We start from the raw sequence: 16,172 nt of genomic DNA, 5'->3' as shown, positions 1-16,172 counted from the left end.
CTTGCTTTCTGTTGGACAGCCAACAAGAAGGAGACGAAAATGCCCGCTATCCAACCTGTCTCGACCCGGACCGATGCGGCCGGGGCCGCCCGTGAACGCATAGAGCAACTCAAGGCCCGGGCCACCGAGGGCCTGGACGACGCCATGTCCGCCGTGACCCGGAACCTGGGCCGCCGCGAAGCGACCGAGGCGGAAAGAAGTCTGGGAGACCTGGGCCTCGATCTGGCCGCGCAGGGGGCGGACGCACATCGCCTCGACCACGCCAGGGTCCTGGACCTGATCAGCGATCCCTTCGAAGACGACTAGATCCGGAATTTCGTCCGACGAAAACGGTTCGGGCAGGCCTGAAAATAGGTCTGTCCGCCTTTGTGCTTGCTTTTTGGTTGTAGACACAATATATTGTCATAATTGAACCTTCTCTTTTCCAACTGTCCCTGCCCGGTGACCCGACCCGCCTCCCGACAAAAATGCATTTTTATCTCCAAGCCTGACCGAAGGTTGCGCCCAATGTGACGGTTTGTGCGGCCCGCACCCTTGCGTCCGATTTCCAGGGGGCGTATATTTTACTCAACGGCAAGGGACCTCGAAAGAGGCTTACGAAGAACGCAGACGGAGGATGGGAGGAAATAGACACCGATTTCTTCGAACAGACATGTGGCGAATGGAGTCGCCCCGCTCACAGAAAGAGCACCGTGCGCCAAAATAACCACGCACCAGGCCGTCATAAAGTGCATATTTTGAAATGTCAGGCCCTGATGCCCGCCGGGAAACCCGGCAAGGCGCACTTTTTTTATGCCCATCCGTCCCCCTTTCCCCTTGAGTCGGGACGACAACCGGTGCTATCAAACCGGAAAGGCGGCGCTTTTACCCGGCCGACAGCGGGGCCGGGCATTTCCAGAGTCCATCACACCGGGAAACTTCAGCGATGTCCAAAAGCTCCAGCGAGATCGATCTCTTTTTCAGGAACCTGCACGAAACCGACAACCCCCACGAGGGGGAGTGGATGGCCGTCATCCTGTTCGTCCGCAACCTCCTCCCCCGACTGACCATTTATTCCGACGACAAGAAGTCCGAGATCCAGTTCGAGGTCTGCGAGCAGCTCATGGAGAATGATTTCTCCGAGAAGCGGCTGGAGACGGTCCTTGCCCTGCTCGACGGGTACCTGTTGCAGACCATCGGGGCCCTGGAGATGGAGGATGCCCTGAGCCAGGAGAAGCGCACGGCCGGCCTGCTCATCAACGAGATGAACGAGATGATCACGAGCATGCACGGGGCCAACGAGCGCCAGGACCACCGGTTGAACTCCTTCCGAGAGGAGACCGCGGAGGTCATCCGGGAGGGCAGCCAGAAATCCCATATCCTGTCCAGGGTGCGCGGCATGTTCCAGGAGCTCATCGAGGAGTTCCGCGAGGAGGCGCGCGTGCTCAACGCCAAGGCCGAGCATTTCCGCATGACCGCCGACTTCGACCCCTTGCTCACCGAGCTGCACAACCGCCGCTCTCTGGAGGCCCACCTCAAGGCGGCGGTGGAGGAGTTCGCCCGCTCGGGCACGCCCCTGTGCCTGATGATGATCGACGTGGACCTCTTCAAGAACGTCAACGACACCCACGGCCACCAGGCGGGCGACGACGTGCTCCGGGCCCTGGCCGGGATCGTCACCACCCACGCCATCCAGTACGGCGGCTTTGCGGCCCGCTACGGCGGCGAGGAGCTGGTCGTGGTCGTACAGGACATGGACCTGAACCAGGCGGCGGTCAAGGCCGAGGCCCTGCGGGCCGACGTGGAGCACTACGACTTCCGCGTCCGGACCAACGGTCAACTGGACACGCCCATCAACTTCACCGTGTCCGTGGGCGTGGCGCGCCTGAAGGTCGGCTGGTCCGCCGGGGAGCTGATCAGGGCCGCGGACGTCGCCCTGTATCAGGCCAAGAACTCGGGCCGCAACCGGGTCTGCACGGCCCCGAAATAGCGCACTACATCGGCGGTTATCGATAGCTGTCGATGGAGAATCGTTTGTTAAAAGAAAGCGTTATACACTTCCGATTATTACCGGTATTCGTCGTAGCCTGGTTGCTGTCGCTTTGCGGACCGGCCCTGGCCGCCGAGGTCCTTCTGCTCCATTCCGGGCCCGGCCCCACGCCCTGGAACCAGCGGCTGGCCGCGGGCCTCATCGAGGGGCTCGGCAGCGCGGCCTCCGTGCGCCAAGCCTTTCTCCAGGCGACCGGCACGGACGAGGACGCCTACGACGACGTCTACCGGCACCTGTCCGAGGCCCTGGCCGGGGACGCGCCCGAGGCGGTGGTCACCGAGGGGCCCGTGGCCTTCGCCTTTGCCCGCAAGTACTTGAATTTGTTTCCGGACGCGCCGGTGATCTTCTGCGCCATGGCCCGACCCGATCCCGAGGCCCTTTCCGAGTGCGGCAACTGCACCGGCCTGTCCGCGGCCAGCGCCGTGCGGGAGAGCGTGGACCTCATCTTCGCCATGCGCCCCGAGACCCGGCTGGTGGTGGCCATCGCGGACCGCACACCCGAATCGGCCCGGCTCATGGACCGGGTCGACCAGGCCATGCGGCCCTATCTGGACCGGGCGCAGATCATGTTCCCCGGCTTCGAGGCGGGTGACGACCGGGGGCTCGACCTCCACGAACTGGGCACCACCCTGGCCAGCGTACCGTCCACGGGCGCGGTGCTGTTCCTGGGGTTTGCCGAGGACCGGGACGGCAACCCGGTCTCGGACGAGGATCTGGCCGCCCTGATCCGTGAGCGGGCGGCCTCGCCCGTCTATCTCCTCAGCGACGCGGTCTTCGGGTCCGGGGCGGTGGGGGGGTGGATGCTCTCGGCCAAAGGGGTGGGCGCGGACGCGGCCCGCGTGGTCCTCAAGGTCCTGCGGGGCGGGAACGTGCGCGAGATGCTGCCCCGGTCCACGCAGCCGGTGTTGCGCTTCGACGGCACGGCCCTGGCCCGGTTCGGGCTCAAGGCGCCGGACAAGGCCGAGGTGGTCAACCCGCCCGCCGGAAAGGTGGAGGAGCGCCCGGTCCTGCCGGCCACGGGCCTGGCCTGGGCCGCCGGACTGGCCGCGATGGCCGCTCTGATAGCGCTTCTGCGCCGCCGCTACAGGGCGTAGATGACGGACGCCTGGGCCACCACGGCCATGGCCAGCAGCGCGACGCCCGCCACCGCAGTCATGCCGCGTTTGGCCGTCCGGGACAGCCTGCGCAGGTCGCCCAACTCGGCGGCGAAGAATTCATGCGTATAGGTCTTGTGCTGGAATCAGATCGCGCTCTCCCGCGTTGGTTCTCTGAAGAGGAAATCAGGGAGGGAAGGCCGCTGCGTGGCATTGTCGGGTGATTTCGCCTTGATTCGCCCCCTCCAGGGAGCTCACCCCTTCGGGGCGTTGCGGAAAGACCGCAACGTCCAAATTCGCTGTCCTGCGGATTGGTCGGCGGGCAAGGGGCACACCTTTGCCTCCCTTTCATGCGCCTGCGGCGCGGGGTTCAGTGGGAAGACTCGTCCCCGGCCGCTATCGATTCCTGACCGGTTCGCGGCGATTGGCCGACAGGTCCGCGTCGCCTAGCCCGCGTGGCGGACGTCCACGGCCAGCACGGACAGGATGCTCCCCTCGCGGTTCTTCACCGGCGTGGCCACGGTCAGGCAGTAGTCGTCTATCGTCTTGGAATAGTAGATGTTCGAGATGAAGCTCTCGCCCGTGCGCACGGGCTCGCGAAACCAGTCGCGGTCGGCCCAACTGGTGCCGGGGCCGCCCTTGGAGCCGTCTCCCTTGCCGTGGGCCATGGCAAACTCCGTGACCTGCACGCCGCGCGGGTCGATGACCCAGGCCATCTCCAGGCTGGGATTGTCCCGGACCACCCGTTGGAGCAGGTCGAACTGCTTCCCCGCGCTCCCGGTGATCAGATCCGGGGCCTTGGCCAGGGACTCGACCTGCTTCTGGACCACGCCCTGGCCCAGGAGCATGAACAGCCCGTAGAGCTTGGACAGGGTCTCGATCTGGCCGGTCAATTCGCCGATGGCCCCGCCGGTCTGGGCCACGGCCTCGGCGGTCTGGGTGGAGACCGCGTCCACCTCGCTCACGGCCCGGTTGATCTCCTCGCCCGCGTTGGACTGCTGGGTGCTCGCGGCCGCGATGGCCTCCACCTGGCGGGTCACGGTCTCGAAGAATTCCATGATCTCGTTCAGGGCCCGGCCCGATTCCCCGGCCAGCCGGTTGGCCACGTCCACCTGGTCCGCGGCCTGATCCATGCCCCTGATGTTCTCGCGCACGTCGGCCTGGATGGCCGCGATGGACCCGCCCACCTCGCGGGTGGCGTCCATGGTCTTCTCGGCCAGCTTGCGGACCTCGTCGGCGACCACCGCGAAACCGCGCCCGGCCTCGCCCGCGCGGGCCGCCTCGATGGCCGCGTTCAGGGCCAGCAGGTTGGTCTGGTCCGCGATGTCGGAAATGACGTTCATGACCTTGCCGATGGAGTCGGCCTTGGACCCGAGACTGGCGACCTGCGCCCGGAGCTTTTCGGTGATGGCGTGCACGTCGCCGATGGACTCCACGGTACGGCGGACCACCTCGGACCCCTCCTGGGCCCGCTGCCGGGCGTTGGCCGCGTCCTCGGACGCGGTCTCGGCGTTCTCGGCCACCTCCCGGATGGAACCGGCCAGCTCCTCCATGGAGGCCGCCGTGGTCTCCACCCGGGTGCTCAGGCTGTTGGCCCCTTCCATGATCCGGTCGGACTCCTGGTTGACCGTGGCCGATGCCTCGCGCATACCCGAAACCACGGTTTCGAGCATGCCCGCGGCCTGGAGCATGCCCTCGCGCTGGGAGCGGGCCGCGTCCGTGCGCGCCCGGCGTTCGCCCTCGGCCCGGACCACGGCGGCCTCGGCTTCGACGGCGCGGGTCTGGGCCAGGCGCGAGGCCTCCTCGGCCTCCTCCATCTTCTCGCCCAGATTGTGAACCATCCGCTCGATGGCCTCGGTGACCTCGCCGAGTTCGCCCTTGAACCGTCCGCGCGGCCTGGCCGCCAGGTCGCCCTCGGCCACCCGGCCCGCGTAGACGCGCAGCTCCTTGAGCGGCTTGAGCAGGACGAGGCGCAGGAAAAACAGGGTGATCAGGACGATGCCCGCCACCGATCCGCCGCTCACGACCATGGCGGCCTCCTTGAGCTTGCGCACCGGGGCCAGGGCCTCGGAGGAATCGATCTTGGCCACCAGGCCCCAGGAGGTGCCGCCCACCTTGACCGGGGAATAGGCGGCCAGGACCTCGCGGCCTCGGTAATCCACGCTGTCCATCCGGCCTGTCCGGCCTTCGAGCGCACGCCGGGCGGGCTCGGAGCGCATGTCCCCGCCCCGGGGATTGGCAAAGGAGGCGACCACGCTGTGGCCGTCGGGGTCGGAGTGGAGGTCGGAGCGCATGAGCCCGTCCGGGCCGACCAGGTAGGCCTCGCCCGTCTCACCCATGCCCGCTCGGGTGCGCATGACCGTGTTCACGGACTCGATGGGGATGCGCAGCATGGCCACGCCCTCGATGCCCTCGCCGTAGCGCCGGATAGGCGCGGCGATGAAGGCGCAGGGCTGGCCGTTCAGCGGGGCGTAGGGGGAAAAGTCGACGAACACGGTCTCGCCCTTGAGGGCCCGCTTCCAGGCGTCGAGGAGCTGGCTCTTGGCCAGCGGTCCCTTGGCGATGTCCTCGCCCAGCTCCTTGCCGCGGGCCAGGGAATAGACGATGCGCCCGGTGTCGTCCAAGATCAGGGCGTCGGCATAGCCGCGCACCTTGACCCATGGGGTGAAGTCCGGTTCGACCCGCTTCAGGGCGTGGGCGTAGTCCTCGTCGTTGAGGTCCATGGGCTGGCCGGGCTGTGCGGCGTAGAAGATGATGTCCCGAAGCCGGACCAGGGCGCTGTACACGTATTTGGCCTCGGAATACATGGTGATGTCCCGATTCCACAGTTCGGTCAGGGTGTCCAGCTCGTGGGACTTGGCCTCCTGGAGCGAGACCAGTTTGCTGAAGGACTGCTCCTTCAGGCTGACCGAGGCGTTGTGCAAACTGTAACCCGCCATGCCCGCCAAAGGCACAATCGCCACCAGCAGGCAGAACAGAATCATCTTCACGCTGAGTCGCATTATCCCCCCTTGTGCGGCGCCGCCGGGCCGCTCGGATGCGTACGATTGAAGGGGGAAGACTACCTGCGGGCACGGTTTTGGCGACCCGATTTGTTACAGTGGCGTAACACTCACGTTACATCTGGGGGGATTTTCTGTTACGTCGACAACCGTAATGATTATCAAGGGATGGAAGGGTCAGGCGAGGAACGCGGCATACAGCGCGGCCAGCAGCCACAACAGTCCGCTCACGGCCGAAGCGGCCGGGATCATCCACCATTTGAGCTGCACGGCCCGGCCTCGGAATTTGAAGGCCGCGCAGCAGTTGAACAGGGAGAGGATCATCTGGAAGAGCAGCCCGGACACGGCCAGGGCGGGCAGGGCCAGGACCCAGAACAGGGGATCGGACAGCCAGTCGGCGCGCATGCTCGAAGACCGGGCCCGGCTAGCTCATGACCCATTCGGCCAAAAGCGGCGGCCGCCGTAGCCCGCAGATGTGCTGGAAATGGCAGCGCGCGGTCAGTTCCACCCCGTCCTTGATGATCGACACGGGCCGGTCGGCGGACACGACCACGACCACCAGGTCCCCGTGCTCGGCCGTGAAGCGCAGGGCGGAGTTGAAGCGCGCCCCCCGCGCCCGGTTCTCGCCGGGCACGCTGCGGCCGTCCATGAGGCAGGCAAACCCGTGCAGCTTGAGGTCCCGGCCGATGTGCACGGCCCCGTCCAGCTTGGCCAGGGAGCAGGCCAGCTTGAGCTGGCTGGACCGGGTCAGGTCCAGGGGCTCCACCAGGTGCTGACCGGACATGGTCATGGGTTCGCGGGCCATGTCCACCACCAGGGTGCAGCCGTGCTTGCGGTCGCGGACCCGGTTGACCAGGGTCGAGGCGATCTTGAACAGGGCGTTCTGCTTCTCCATGCTCATGTCCGACTCCAGCATCTGCTCCTCCAATTGGACCAGGTTGGCCCGCAGGTTGGAGGAGTGGAAGCGTCCGTCGGAGAAGCTGCAGACCAGTTGGTCGCGGATCCACAAGAACCCGTAGGAGCCCGAGAACTGGGCCGCCAGGTACGCGCCGGGCATGGGGCCGATGGCGATGCCGAGCACCGAGGTGCCGTTGGAGACCAGGACACGGCCCGAGTCCTCCACGGCCTGCAACAGCTTGCGCACGTGCTTGAAATTTGCGGTCTGGGGCTGCTCGTTCTCCGGGAAGCGGCAGATGAAGCGCACCTGGTCCAACTGGTTGGGCTCCACCACCACGATGCGGCCCCTGGGCGACGCGCCCTCCTCCTTGGTGGCCGACACGCCCAGGATGGCGTCCAGGAACGGGTAGACTCGGATGTGGGTGTCCAGCCAGCCCAGGCGCGAGCGCTCGTCCACGATGAAGTCGCGGATGGCGTGGACCGCGCAGTGCTGGAGCATGAACCCGGCGGTGTCCAGACCCATGACGTTGCCGATGGCGAAGTGCTGGGACAGCAGCTCGGCCGCGTATTCCAACCAGCTCCGGGTGGGGCCCAGCGAGCACATGTCCGGGTGTTCCTCGGTGAACCACATCTGGTAGCTCACGGAATTGGACCGCGCCCCCAGAGTGATCAGCCCGGCCAGGTCCAGGCCGGCTTCCTCCTGGCTGAGGATGTGCAGCCCCTCGATCTCCCTGTCCTTGCTCCGCCAGCGGCTCGAATAGAGAAAATAGTCCTGGAGCTTGGGCTCGTGCCCTTCGAGCAATCCCTGCGGGTCGCAGATGCGCGGCGGCTCGCCCCGGCCCACGGCGTAGACCACGGCCACCCGGCTCGGCGGCGAAAAGTGCGACAACCCTTCCCGGAGGCCGTCCAGTATATGGAATATGCAGATGTTCTCGAATGATGCTTGCGACATGCTTCCCGCTCCCACTGACAAATTGCTGCTCCGACCTTGGCCCATCCGTAGACCAAAAGTCTCGAAAATGTCCAGAAAAGGTTGGACCGGGAAAGCGACCGAGTGCGGACCGGCCGGCCGTTGACGCGGAAAACATGAAAGAGCAATCTATTGCAACTTTCTGCATTGATGGTTGAACAATTACATAAATATCGCATAGGATGGGCTCGGCGATCCCTCGGGCCGCCGGTGTGGAAGCCCGTCATGATGATGTCCCTGCCTGCTCAAACGGAGAACCCATGAATCAAGCAAAACTCTTTTTCTCATTGACCCTGTTGGTATTGTTGCTGATTTTCGGCGCGTGGCTGGTGTTCTTCTTCCAGTGGTCCGCGCCCATGCCCAGGGTGGCCGCCCCGGCCGCGGCCGGGGCGGGGACGGGCACTGCCGCCGCGCCGGCCCCCGCGCCGCTCGAACCGGTCTTCAACCCCCCGGCGCTCGAGGACGCTCCCGAAAAGATCCGGCCCATGGTCCTGCTCGGCTACAAGATCATGACCGAGACCAAGAAATACGCGCCCGGATACGTGGGCAACGACATGGCCTGCACCAACTGCCACTTCGACGGCGGGCGGAGCAAGGACACCATCTCCCTGGTGGGCGTGGCCGCCAAGTATCCGCTCTACCGGGCCCGCCGCGAGTACACCGCCGACCTGGCCCTGCGCACCCAGGGGTGTTTCGAGCGCAGCATGAACGGCAAGGCCCCGGCCCCGGACAGCCAGATCATGCAGTCCCTGCTGGTCTATTACCAATGGATATCCAAGGGCATCCCCATCTACTCGACCCCGCCGTGGGCGATCCTGGCCCACCACCTGGAGAACGCGCACAAGCCGGACGCCGCCGCAGGCAAGAAGGTCTTCGCGGACGTCTGCTCGCGCTGCCACGGCGAGGACGGACTCGGTACGCCCATCGCTCCGCCCCTATGGGGCGACGGAGCTTACAACGACGGGGCCGGAATGAACCGCATCCGGACCTTTGCGGTCTTTGCCTGGCGGTTCATGCCCAAGACCGACCCGACCCTGACCCAGGAACAGGCCCTGGACGTGGCCGCCTACGCCCATGAACAGCCCCGGCCCAAGTTCGTGGCCACCCACCCGAACAAGATCGAGCGCGTCATCCCGCTCCCCGGGGAGGCGCAGCAATGACCTTCCCCCTGATCCACGTTCCGGTTCTCGGCGACGGCATGACCATCGCCCTGAACGCCGTCCTCCACGTGCTCATCAGCCACGGCGTGGCCATCGGCATGACCATCCTCATCGTCATCTTCCAGAACCTCGGGGCCACGGGCCGCGGCAGCTTCTGGGAGGAGACCGCGCGCACCCTGCTCAAGCCGGTGGTCATCGTGACCACCTCGGTGGGTGCGGTGACCGGCGTGGGCATCTGGTTCATCACCGGCATCCTCGCGCCCGAGGGCATCGGCTCGCTCATCCACCTCTTCTTCTGGCCGTGGTTCATCGAGTGGTGGGCCTTCACCACCGAGGTCGTCCTCCTGCTCATCTACTACTTCCTGTGGGACCGCTTGGCCCAACGCAGGCCGCGCCTGCTCATGGCGCTCGGCTGGGGCTACGTGGCCGTGGCCCTGAGCTCCGCCGTGCTCATCTCCGGCATCCTCGGGTTCATGCTCACCCCGGACGGCTGGCCCAGTGGCGGGACCTTCACCCAGGCCTACTTCAACCCGACCTTCGTGCCCCAGTTCATGCTGCGCATCTCGGCGGGCATCGCCCTGGGCGCGCTGCTCATTCTCGGCTGGACCGGGTGGCGGTTCAAGGGCACGGCCAATGAGCGCGGCCGGGTGCTGCGCCTGACCGGCCTGGTCATGCTCGCGGCCATGGCCTCCACGGCCGTGTTCGCCTGGATCTACTTCTCGCGCATCCCCGAGACCTACCTGACCCACTGGAAGTTCGCGGTGGCCACCTCGGTCTGGTCCCAGGTGCCGAACCTGCTGCCCGTGCTCAACGGCGTGGCCGTGGCCTGTCTGGCCCTGGCCGCCTTGGCCGGACTGCTCCGGCAACGCCGGACCGCCATGCTCCTGTTCGTGCCCGCCCTGATCCTGGCCGTGGGCATGGTCGCCGAGTTCGAGCGGGTCCGCGAGTTCGTGCGCGGCCCCTACCTCCTGCCCGGCTACATGTACGCCAACCAGACGCGCATGGTCCGCCAGGAGGCCGCTTTGCAGCAGGTCCGCCCGCTGCTGGCCACCCTGGACTGGGTCAACACCACCACGGACAAGGCCCCGGCCGCCCAGGCGGGCCGCGCCCTGTTCGACGCCAACTGCGGGGTCTGCCACAGCATCGGCGGGATCAACGACATCACCGTACGGCTGCAGGGCCGGACCCTCGAAAGCGTCAATGCCCTGACCTCCATCACCGAGAGCATGGTCCCGTTCATGCCCCCGTTCAACGGCACCGAGGAGGAACGCCTGACCATGTCCACCTACCTCTATTCCATGGCCAACAAGAACACCCTGCCCCGGCCGCAACTCCAAGGGGAGGTCAAGTGATGGCACCCTGGAAAGATCTCTTCCTCGCACTGCCGCTGCCCGAGATATGGCTGCGCATCCTGCTCTTCGTGACCTTCGGCCTGCACCTGCTCTTCGTCCTGCTCATGCTCGGCACCGCCATGCTCGGCTTCACCTACTTCCTCAAGGACTGCTGCTCCGGCAACCGGGTGGAGATGGGCTGGAGCCAGCGCATGGTTAAATCCCACCTGGGCCTCAAGAGCCTGGCCGTGGTCCTGGGCGTGGGCCCGCTGCTGATCATCCAGGTCATCTACTCCCTGGGCTTTTTCACGGCCACGGGGTTGCAGGCCTTCACCTGGCTGTCGGTCATCCCGCTGCTCATCCTCGCCTTCCTGGCCATCGAACTGTTCGAACACAAGATGCTCTCCCGTCCGTGGCTGCCGTTTATCAGCGGCGTCATCGGCCTGGGCGCGCTGCTCACGGTCCCGGCCATCTTCACCGGGGCCCTGTCGCTCATGGAGCGGCCCGGCGAATGGCCCGGCTTCGCGGCCAAGGCCATGGCGCCCGGCTCCATCTACCTGCCGCACTGGCTCTTCCGCTACCTGCACGTGCTCGGCGCGGCCATCGTCTTCGGCGCGGCCTTCCACCTGTTCTTCACCGCCGGGCAGGACACCGAGAAACGCGCCCGGCTGCGCGCCTGGCTGTTCGGCGGCGTCCTCTTCCAGGTGGCCGTGGGCGTACCGCTGCTGTTCACCGTGGCCAACGTGTTCAACTGGACCGTGCTGGCCGCCGTGACCCTCGGGTCCGCAGCGGCCATGGCCATGGCCTGGGCCCTGCGTCCGGCACCGGTCATGACCCTGACCGACGGCTCCATCCGGGGCGGCCGCGCCCTGCTCCTGCTGCTGCCGGTCGTTTTCGTGTCTATGCTCGCCGCCCGCCAGTCCCTGCAGGACGCCACCCTCATGACCCTGCACAAACAGGCCCGCACCGCATTGGCCCAGGAGTCCGCCGATCTCGGCCGATTCCAGAAACCGGCCCTGGACGCCTTCCGCCTCAAGCTGGCCACGGTCTACGACAACGGGGCGACCATCTACGCGAAGAGCTGCCAGCCGTGCCACGGCGTGGGCGGCCTGGGCGACGGCCCGGCGGCCACGCGGCTGCTCGTGCGCGCCGAAGACATCGCCGCCGTGCGCGCGGACCGCGACTACGTGCGCCAGATCGTCCTGGCCGGATGGCCCGGCTCGGGCATGCCTTACTTCACCGTGTTCGACAAAGACAAGATCGACTCCCTGCTCGACCAGTTGAACACCACCTTCACCATGTTCGGCCCGACCACCGTGCCCAAGCGCGCGGTCGGCCAACAGGCCCGCGATCTCTGGAAAAACACCTGCGCCACCTGCCACGGCGCGACCGGGCAACCCTCCGCGTTCGGCCTGACCCTGCGGCCCGCGCCCCCGGACCTCAGCCGGTTCTCGCTTGAACCCGAGCGGTCCCTCCAGATCATCACCGAGGGCTACCCCGGCACGGTCATGCAGCCCTATCGCGCCCTGCCCGAGGCTACCCGCCGCGATCTGGTCGCCATCGCCGCCAACCTGCGCCGTTGACTCTCCGGCCTGCACACAACCGACAAAGCCCCCGATCCCGAAGGAACGGGGGCTTTGTCTTGCCTCCTGCGGCTGATGCCGCGTCCCGGTGTCCGAGCCTAGAAACGCAACAGGTAGCGGCGGGCGATAGCGTTGTAGGTGCCGTCCTTGGCCATTTGGTCGAGGGCTTTTTCCAGGGCCTGGATGATCTCTTCCTTGTCCTTCCGCGGGGCGGCCCGAGAGATCACCGCGTAGGAGGGTTTACCGGTCAGGAGCTTATGGTTGAGATAGACGATGGAGCTGGTCAGGCCCATGTCCTTGAGGCGGTAGTAGGTGACGTCGATGTTCCCGGCAAAGGCGTCGATCTCGCCGCCGAGCAGTCCGGCGATGATGGCCCGCTGGTCGGGATATTCCTTGACGAGCATGTCGCCCTTGGCGCGGGCGGCGGCGAAGTCCGGGCCGAGGTCCAGGCCGGCGACCAGACCGATGACCTTGCCCGCCAGATCCTGGTAGGAGTTGAAGGGGAACCGGGTGCCGACCTTGGTGAAGAGCACGTAGTCGCTGTAGTGGACCGGGGTGGCTTCCATGAACAGCGCGTAGCGTTCGCGGTCCGGGCTGCGGAACAGGGCCAGCGCCCCGTCGCAGCGGCCGTCACGGACCATGGCGAGGACGGTCTCCAGCGGGTGGGTCCGGATATCCATTTCGAGCCCGGCCCGGCGGGCGGCCTCGGTGAAAACGTCCACGTCGATGCCCGTGGGCACCCCGTCGATGACCATGGAGTAGGGCGCGAAATCCCCATCCGCGACGAAGTGGAGCGGGTCTTCGGCCCTGGCGGTGGCGGCGAAAAGGACGAGCAGACAGGCGATCAGGCATTTTTTCATGGAGGGGCTCCTGGAGGGTACGGTGTGCAAGCAACCCTACCGTGTTCCGTATTATTGCACAAGAAAAGCCGCAACCGGCGCGGGACCGGCAGTATCGCCGTTCTTGTGCACAGTCCGACACATTTCGTCACATAGATTGTACTTTATCTTCTAGACATTCTCCTGATTTTTACTAGCATTCGTCAAACTAATATTATATGCATGGCGGAAATGGATACGAACTCTCGCGCCGCTCGGCCGGTATCCTACTTTCCCGTCTCTCCGGTCATGCTCTTTCCGGAAGCCTTGGGGAACTTCTCCGTCTACCTCTGGCAGGGTGGGGACTTCGTCCTGTACACCGCTTCCGGCCAGAAATTCACCACCCGCCACCGCCAGACCCTGCACCAAAACGGGGTCAAGGAAGTCTATGTCCAGGGCTCGGAGCGGGCGGAGTACGAGAAGTACATCGAACGCAACCTGGGCAAGATCCTGCTGGACGAGACCCTGCCCATCGAGGCCCGCTCAAGGATATTCTTCGAGGCCACCACGGTGGTCCTGCAGGACGTGTTCGACCGCAAGCTGCCGAGCGCGCTGCGGGCCCGGCACCTGGACCGCATCACCGAGATCGTGCGCAACTCCATCAAATTTCTGGCCAAGGACAACTCCCTGTCCGCCGTGGCTCCGTTCATCTCGCACGACTACAAGACGTACACCCATTGCATGCACGTGTTCGTCTATTCCGTGGCCCTGTTCCAGACTTTCGAGATGACCGAGAGCGAGACCTTCGAGTACGGCCTGGGCGCCCTGCTGCACGACGTGGGCAAGGCCAAGATTCCCAAGCGCATCCTGAACAAGCGCGGGCCGCTGACCACGGCGGAGCGCGAGATCATCAAGGAGCACCCGGTGCACGGGGTGTCCATGTGCGCGCACCTGCCCATGACCCAGAACACGATCAACTGCATCCTGTTCCACCACGAGACCCTGGACGGCTCGGGTTACCCCGCGGGCATCAAGGGAGACAACGTGCCCATGCCGGTCCGCATCATCTCCCTGTCCGACATCTACGACGCCCTGACCACGGACCGCCCCTACGCCGAAGCCATGGAGCCCTACGAAGCCCTCTCCCTCATACGCAACGAGATGCGGGAGAATGTGGATATGAATGTCTTCAAGCGTTTTGTTGCGGTACTGAGCGGCGCTGAGATTATTTAATACTATTGTGTTGCAAGAGGGCGGCTTCCGATAGCGGGCCATCTGCACATTTCCCGAGGGTTCGCCTGACCGCAGCGTACCCCACTACGTTGCGGTCAGGCGAACCCTCGACAAATGCACATCTGACCCACTCTCGAAAGCCTAGTGCGAGCGCGGAGAGCCGCTGTCGGGTGCTGCCGCACCCGAATCGCTCCAAAGAGAATGATTGGACCTTCGACTTGTTGGTGAGTCGGAGGTCTTTTTTGTGCTCCCACCCCGCGAAGCGGCGCTAAAAAGTTTAGGAAAGGAAGGGGATGGGGGTCCGGGAGAAGGGGAAGGAAAAGCCCTTTTCAAAGGGTTTTCCATCCCCTTCCCCCGGCCGCCGGAGGCATAAAAAAGTCCCGGTCAGCGGTAAGCTGGCCGGGACTTCCTTTGAGTCGTGCGTAAGACTACTGGACGTAGACCTTGAGTTTCTGGCCCGCGTAGATGGTGGTCTTGGTGCTGATGGCGTTCCAGTGGCAGAGGTCGGAGACCTTGACGCCGAACTTGCGGGAGATGGAGTAGAGGTTGTCGCCGCGCCGGACCTTGTATTGGACCAGTTGAGCCTTGACCTTTTCGGCTTCCTTGACGGCCTGTTTGGTGGCCGCGCTGGAGCTGTTGGGGATGTAGAGCTTCTGGCCGATCTTGAGGCGGCTGGAGCGCAGTCCGTTGGATTTGCGCAGGGTGGACACCGTGGTGTTGAAGGACTGGGCGATGGACCACAGGGTGTCGCCGGAGCGAACCACGTAGTTGCCGCGCTGTGCGGCGATGGCCCGGGTCTTGGCCGCGGAGGACGAAGACGGGGAGGCGGACGCGGTCACGGTCTTGCTCGATCCGTGGCCGGGCACCATGACGTAATGGCCGGGCCGCAGGGTGTTGGAGCGGGTATTGTTCACGCTTTTGAGCACGTTGATGGGAACGCCGTAGCGCCGGGAGATGCGCCACCAGGAATCGCCGGAGCGCACGCGGTAGCGGATGTAGCCCGCATAGGGTTGTGCGCCGGGTTCGTTCAGGTAGGCGACCATCTTGTCGGCCTTGTCCGTGGGCAGGTAGGCGGTGGCCTCCATGTGCGGCGGGCTGACCTGGCGGCGGAAGGCGGGGTTCAGGTCGTGGAATTCCTTCCAGGACAGGCCCCCGGCGCGGGCCAGGGCGAGCAGGTCGGTGCCGCCGGGCACCTTGACCGGGGTGATCTCGTATTCCATGTCCCAGGACACGGGCTCGAAGCCGAGGGTGTCGAGGTTCTGGAAGATCTTTGAAATGGCAATGAATTTGGGGACGTAGTGCTGGGTTTCCCGCTTCAACCGGTTGCGCCTGGAGAGCTTGCGGTTCTTCTCGGTCAACTCGAAGAAGTCGTCGCAGTTGGCCTGTTTCAGGGCGCGGGAAATTTTGCCTTCACCGGCGTTGTACGCGGCCAGGGCCAGGTACCAGTCGCCGAACTTGTCGTACAGGTCCTTCAGATGGCGGGCCGCGGCGTCCGTGGCCTTGTAGGGATCGCGGCGTTCGTCGATCCACCAGTCGGACTTGAGGCCGTACAACCGGCCCGTGCCGCGCATGAACTGCCACATGCCGCCCGCTCCGGCCCAGGAGTAGGCCCGGACGTTGTAGCCGGACTCGACAAAGGGCAGCAGGACCAGGTCCTGGGGCAGGCCGTACTTGGTGAAGACGCGGCGCACGTAGGGCAGGTAGGGCTGGGACCGTTCCAACCAGCGCTCCATGGTCTTGCGCGCCTTGTGGTTGTAATAGGTGAAGAAGAGCTCGACTTCCTTGCTCTCGTGCTGCTCCAGGTCGAAGAGCAGGCCGAAGCGCTGATTGAGCACGGCCTGTTCGGTCTGGGTCAGGTCCTCACCGGGAGCCACCTCCGGGGCGGCCTCGATCTCGGGTTCGAGCGCCTCGGCGTCATCCGGCACCAGGTTCTCGGTGACCTGTTCCTCCACGGGCGGGGCCGCCTCCTGGGGCGTCTTGGGCGCGCATCCCGCGGCCAGGCTCGCGATGAGCAGACCCATCGCAAGTAAATATGCATAGTTGAAAACTCTCAAG

The 16,172-nt window shown here is 65.4% G+C and carries 12 protein-coding genes; 7 read left to right on the top strand and 5 right to left on the bottom strand.

Translation table 11 applies throughout. The features are described 5' to 3' along the window. Positions 1–39 precede the first annotated feature (39 nt). From V8V93_RS02030 to V8V93_RS02020, 3 genes are all read left to right on the top strand, one after another. Positions 40–306: a hypothetical protein gene (locus V8V93_RS02030; RefSeq protein WP_338668704.1), complete on the top strand. Its 267-nt coding sequence runs from the start codon at positions 40–42 to the stop codon at positions 304–306. Positions 307–925: 619 nt separating this feature from the next. After that, on the top strand, positions 926–1,969 hold the full coding sequence (locus V8V93_RS02025) for a GGDEF domain-containing protein (protein ID WP_338668703.1): 1,044 nt from the start codon (positions 926–928) through the stop codon (positions 1,967–1,969). Between the two features lie 101 nt (positions 1,970–2,070). Then, the gene (locus V8V93_RS02020) at positions 2,071–3,123 is read left to right on the top strand and encodes an ABC transporter substrate-binding protein (RefSeq protein WP_338668702.1); all 1,053 of its coding nucleotides are present in this window, start codon (positions 2,071–2,073) and stop codon (positions 3,121–3,123) included. Positions 3,124–3,569: 446 nt separating this feature from the next. On the opposite strand, the gene V8V93_RS02015 is transcribed toward V8V93_RS02020, so the two are convergent. The 3 genes from V8V93_RS02015 to V8V93_RS02005 all read right to left on the bottom strand — a co-directional run bounded on the left by V8V93_RS02015 (position 3,570) and on the right by V8V93_RS02005 (position 7,974). Beyond that, positions 3,570–6,125 (bottom strand): methyl-accepting chemotaxis protein, encoded by a 2,556-nt coding sequence (locus tag V8V93_RS02015; protein ID WP_338668701.1) that lies wholly within the window; start codon positions 6,123–6,125, stop codon positions 3,570–3,572. Between the two features lie 177 nt (positions 6,126–6,302). Continuing rightward, positions 6,303–6,530 carry a competence protein ComEC gene (locus tag V8V93_RS02010; RefSeq protein ID WP_338668700.1) on the bottom strand — a complete coding sequence of 76 codons (228 nt, stop codon included), beginning with the start codon at positions 6,528–6,530 and terminating at the stop codon, positions 6,303–6,305. 19 nt (positions 6,531–6,549) lie between these two features. Then, positions 6,550–7,974, bottom strand: a complete 1,425-nt coding sequence (locus V8V93_RS02005; RefSeq protein ID WP_338668699.1) for a DNA integrity scanning protein DisA nucleotide-binding domain protein — start codon at positions 7,972–7,974, stop codon at positions 6,550–6,552. Between the two features lie 278 nt (positions 7,975–8,252). On the opposite strand from V8V93_RS02005, the gene V8V93_RS02000 reads away from it, so the two are divergent. Genes V8V93_RS02000 through V8V93_RS01990 form a run of 3 tightly spaced genes read left to right on the top strand, consistent with a single transcriptional unit; the run spans position 8,253 to position 12,066 of the window. Continuing rightward, positions 8,253–9,152, top strand: coding sequence for a c-type cytochrome (locus tag V8V93_RS02000; protein WP_338668698.1), 900 nt, complete (start codon positions 8,253–8,255; stop codon positions 9,150–9,152). Next, positions 9,149–10,504: a cytochrome ubiquinol oxidase subunit I gene (locus V8V93_RS01995; protein WP_338668697.1), complete on the top strand. Its 1,356-nt coding sequence runs from the start codon at positions 9,149–9,151 to the stop codon at positions 10,502–10,504. The genes V8V93_RS02000 and V8V93_RS01995 overlap by 4 nt, the downstream gene beginning before the upstream one ends. Next, positions 10,504–12,066 (top strand): c-type cytochrome, encoded by a 1,563-nt coding sequence (locus V8V93_RS01990; protein ID WP_338668696.1) that lies wholly within the window; start codon positions 10,504–10,506, stop codon positions 12,064–12,066. Before V8V93_RS01995 ends, V8V93_RS01990 begins: the two co-directional genes overlap by 1 nt. Positions 12,067–12,164: 98 nt before the next feature. Here V8V93_RS01990 and V8V93_RS01985 read toward each other — a convergent pair whose 3' ends face one another. Continuing rightward, a complete protein-coding gene (locus tag V8V93_RS01985) occupies positions 12,165–12,926 on the bottom strand; it encodes a substrate-binding periplasmic protein (protein ID WP_338668695.1) in 762 nt (253 codons plus the stop codon). Between the two features lie 285 nt (positions 12,927–13,211). Here V8V93_RS01985 and V8V93_RS01980 point away from each other — a divergent pair, with 285 nt between their 5' ends. Continuing rightward, on the top strand, positions 13,212–14,117 hold the full coding sequence (locus V8V93_RS01980) for an HD-GYP domain-containing protein (RefSeq protein ID WP_338668694.1): 906 nt from the start codon (positions 13,212–13,214) through the stop codon (positions 14,115–14,117). A gap of 428 nt (positions 14,118–14,545) precedes the next feature. Here the strand turns inward: V8V93_RS01980 and V8V93_RS01975 are convergent, their stop codons facing one another. Then, a complete protein-coding gene (locus V8V93_RS01975; RefSeq protein WP_422394433.1) occupies positions 14,546–16,138 on the bottom strand; it encodes a LysM peptidoglycan-binding domain-containing protein in 1,593 nt (530 codons plus the stop codon). Positions 16,139–16,172: the final 34 nt, after the last annotated feature.

It is taken from the genome of Pseudodesulfovibrio sp. 5S69, assembly GCF_037094465.1.
In the GTDB taxonomy this organism is placed as follows: Bacteria; Desulfobacterota; Desulfovibrionia; order Desulfovibrionales; family Desulfovibrionaceae; genus Pseudodesulfovibrio; species Pseudodesulfovibrio methanolicus.
The sequence above is the reverse complement of the archived record's forward strand: the minus strand, read 5'-3'. Positions and strand labels throughout refer to the sequence as shown.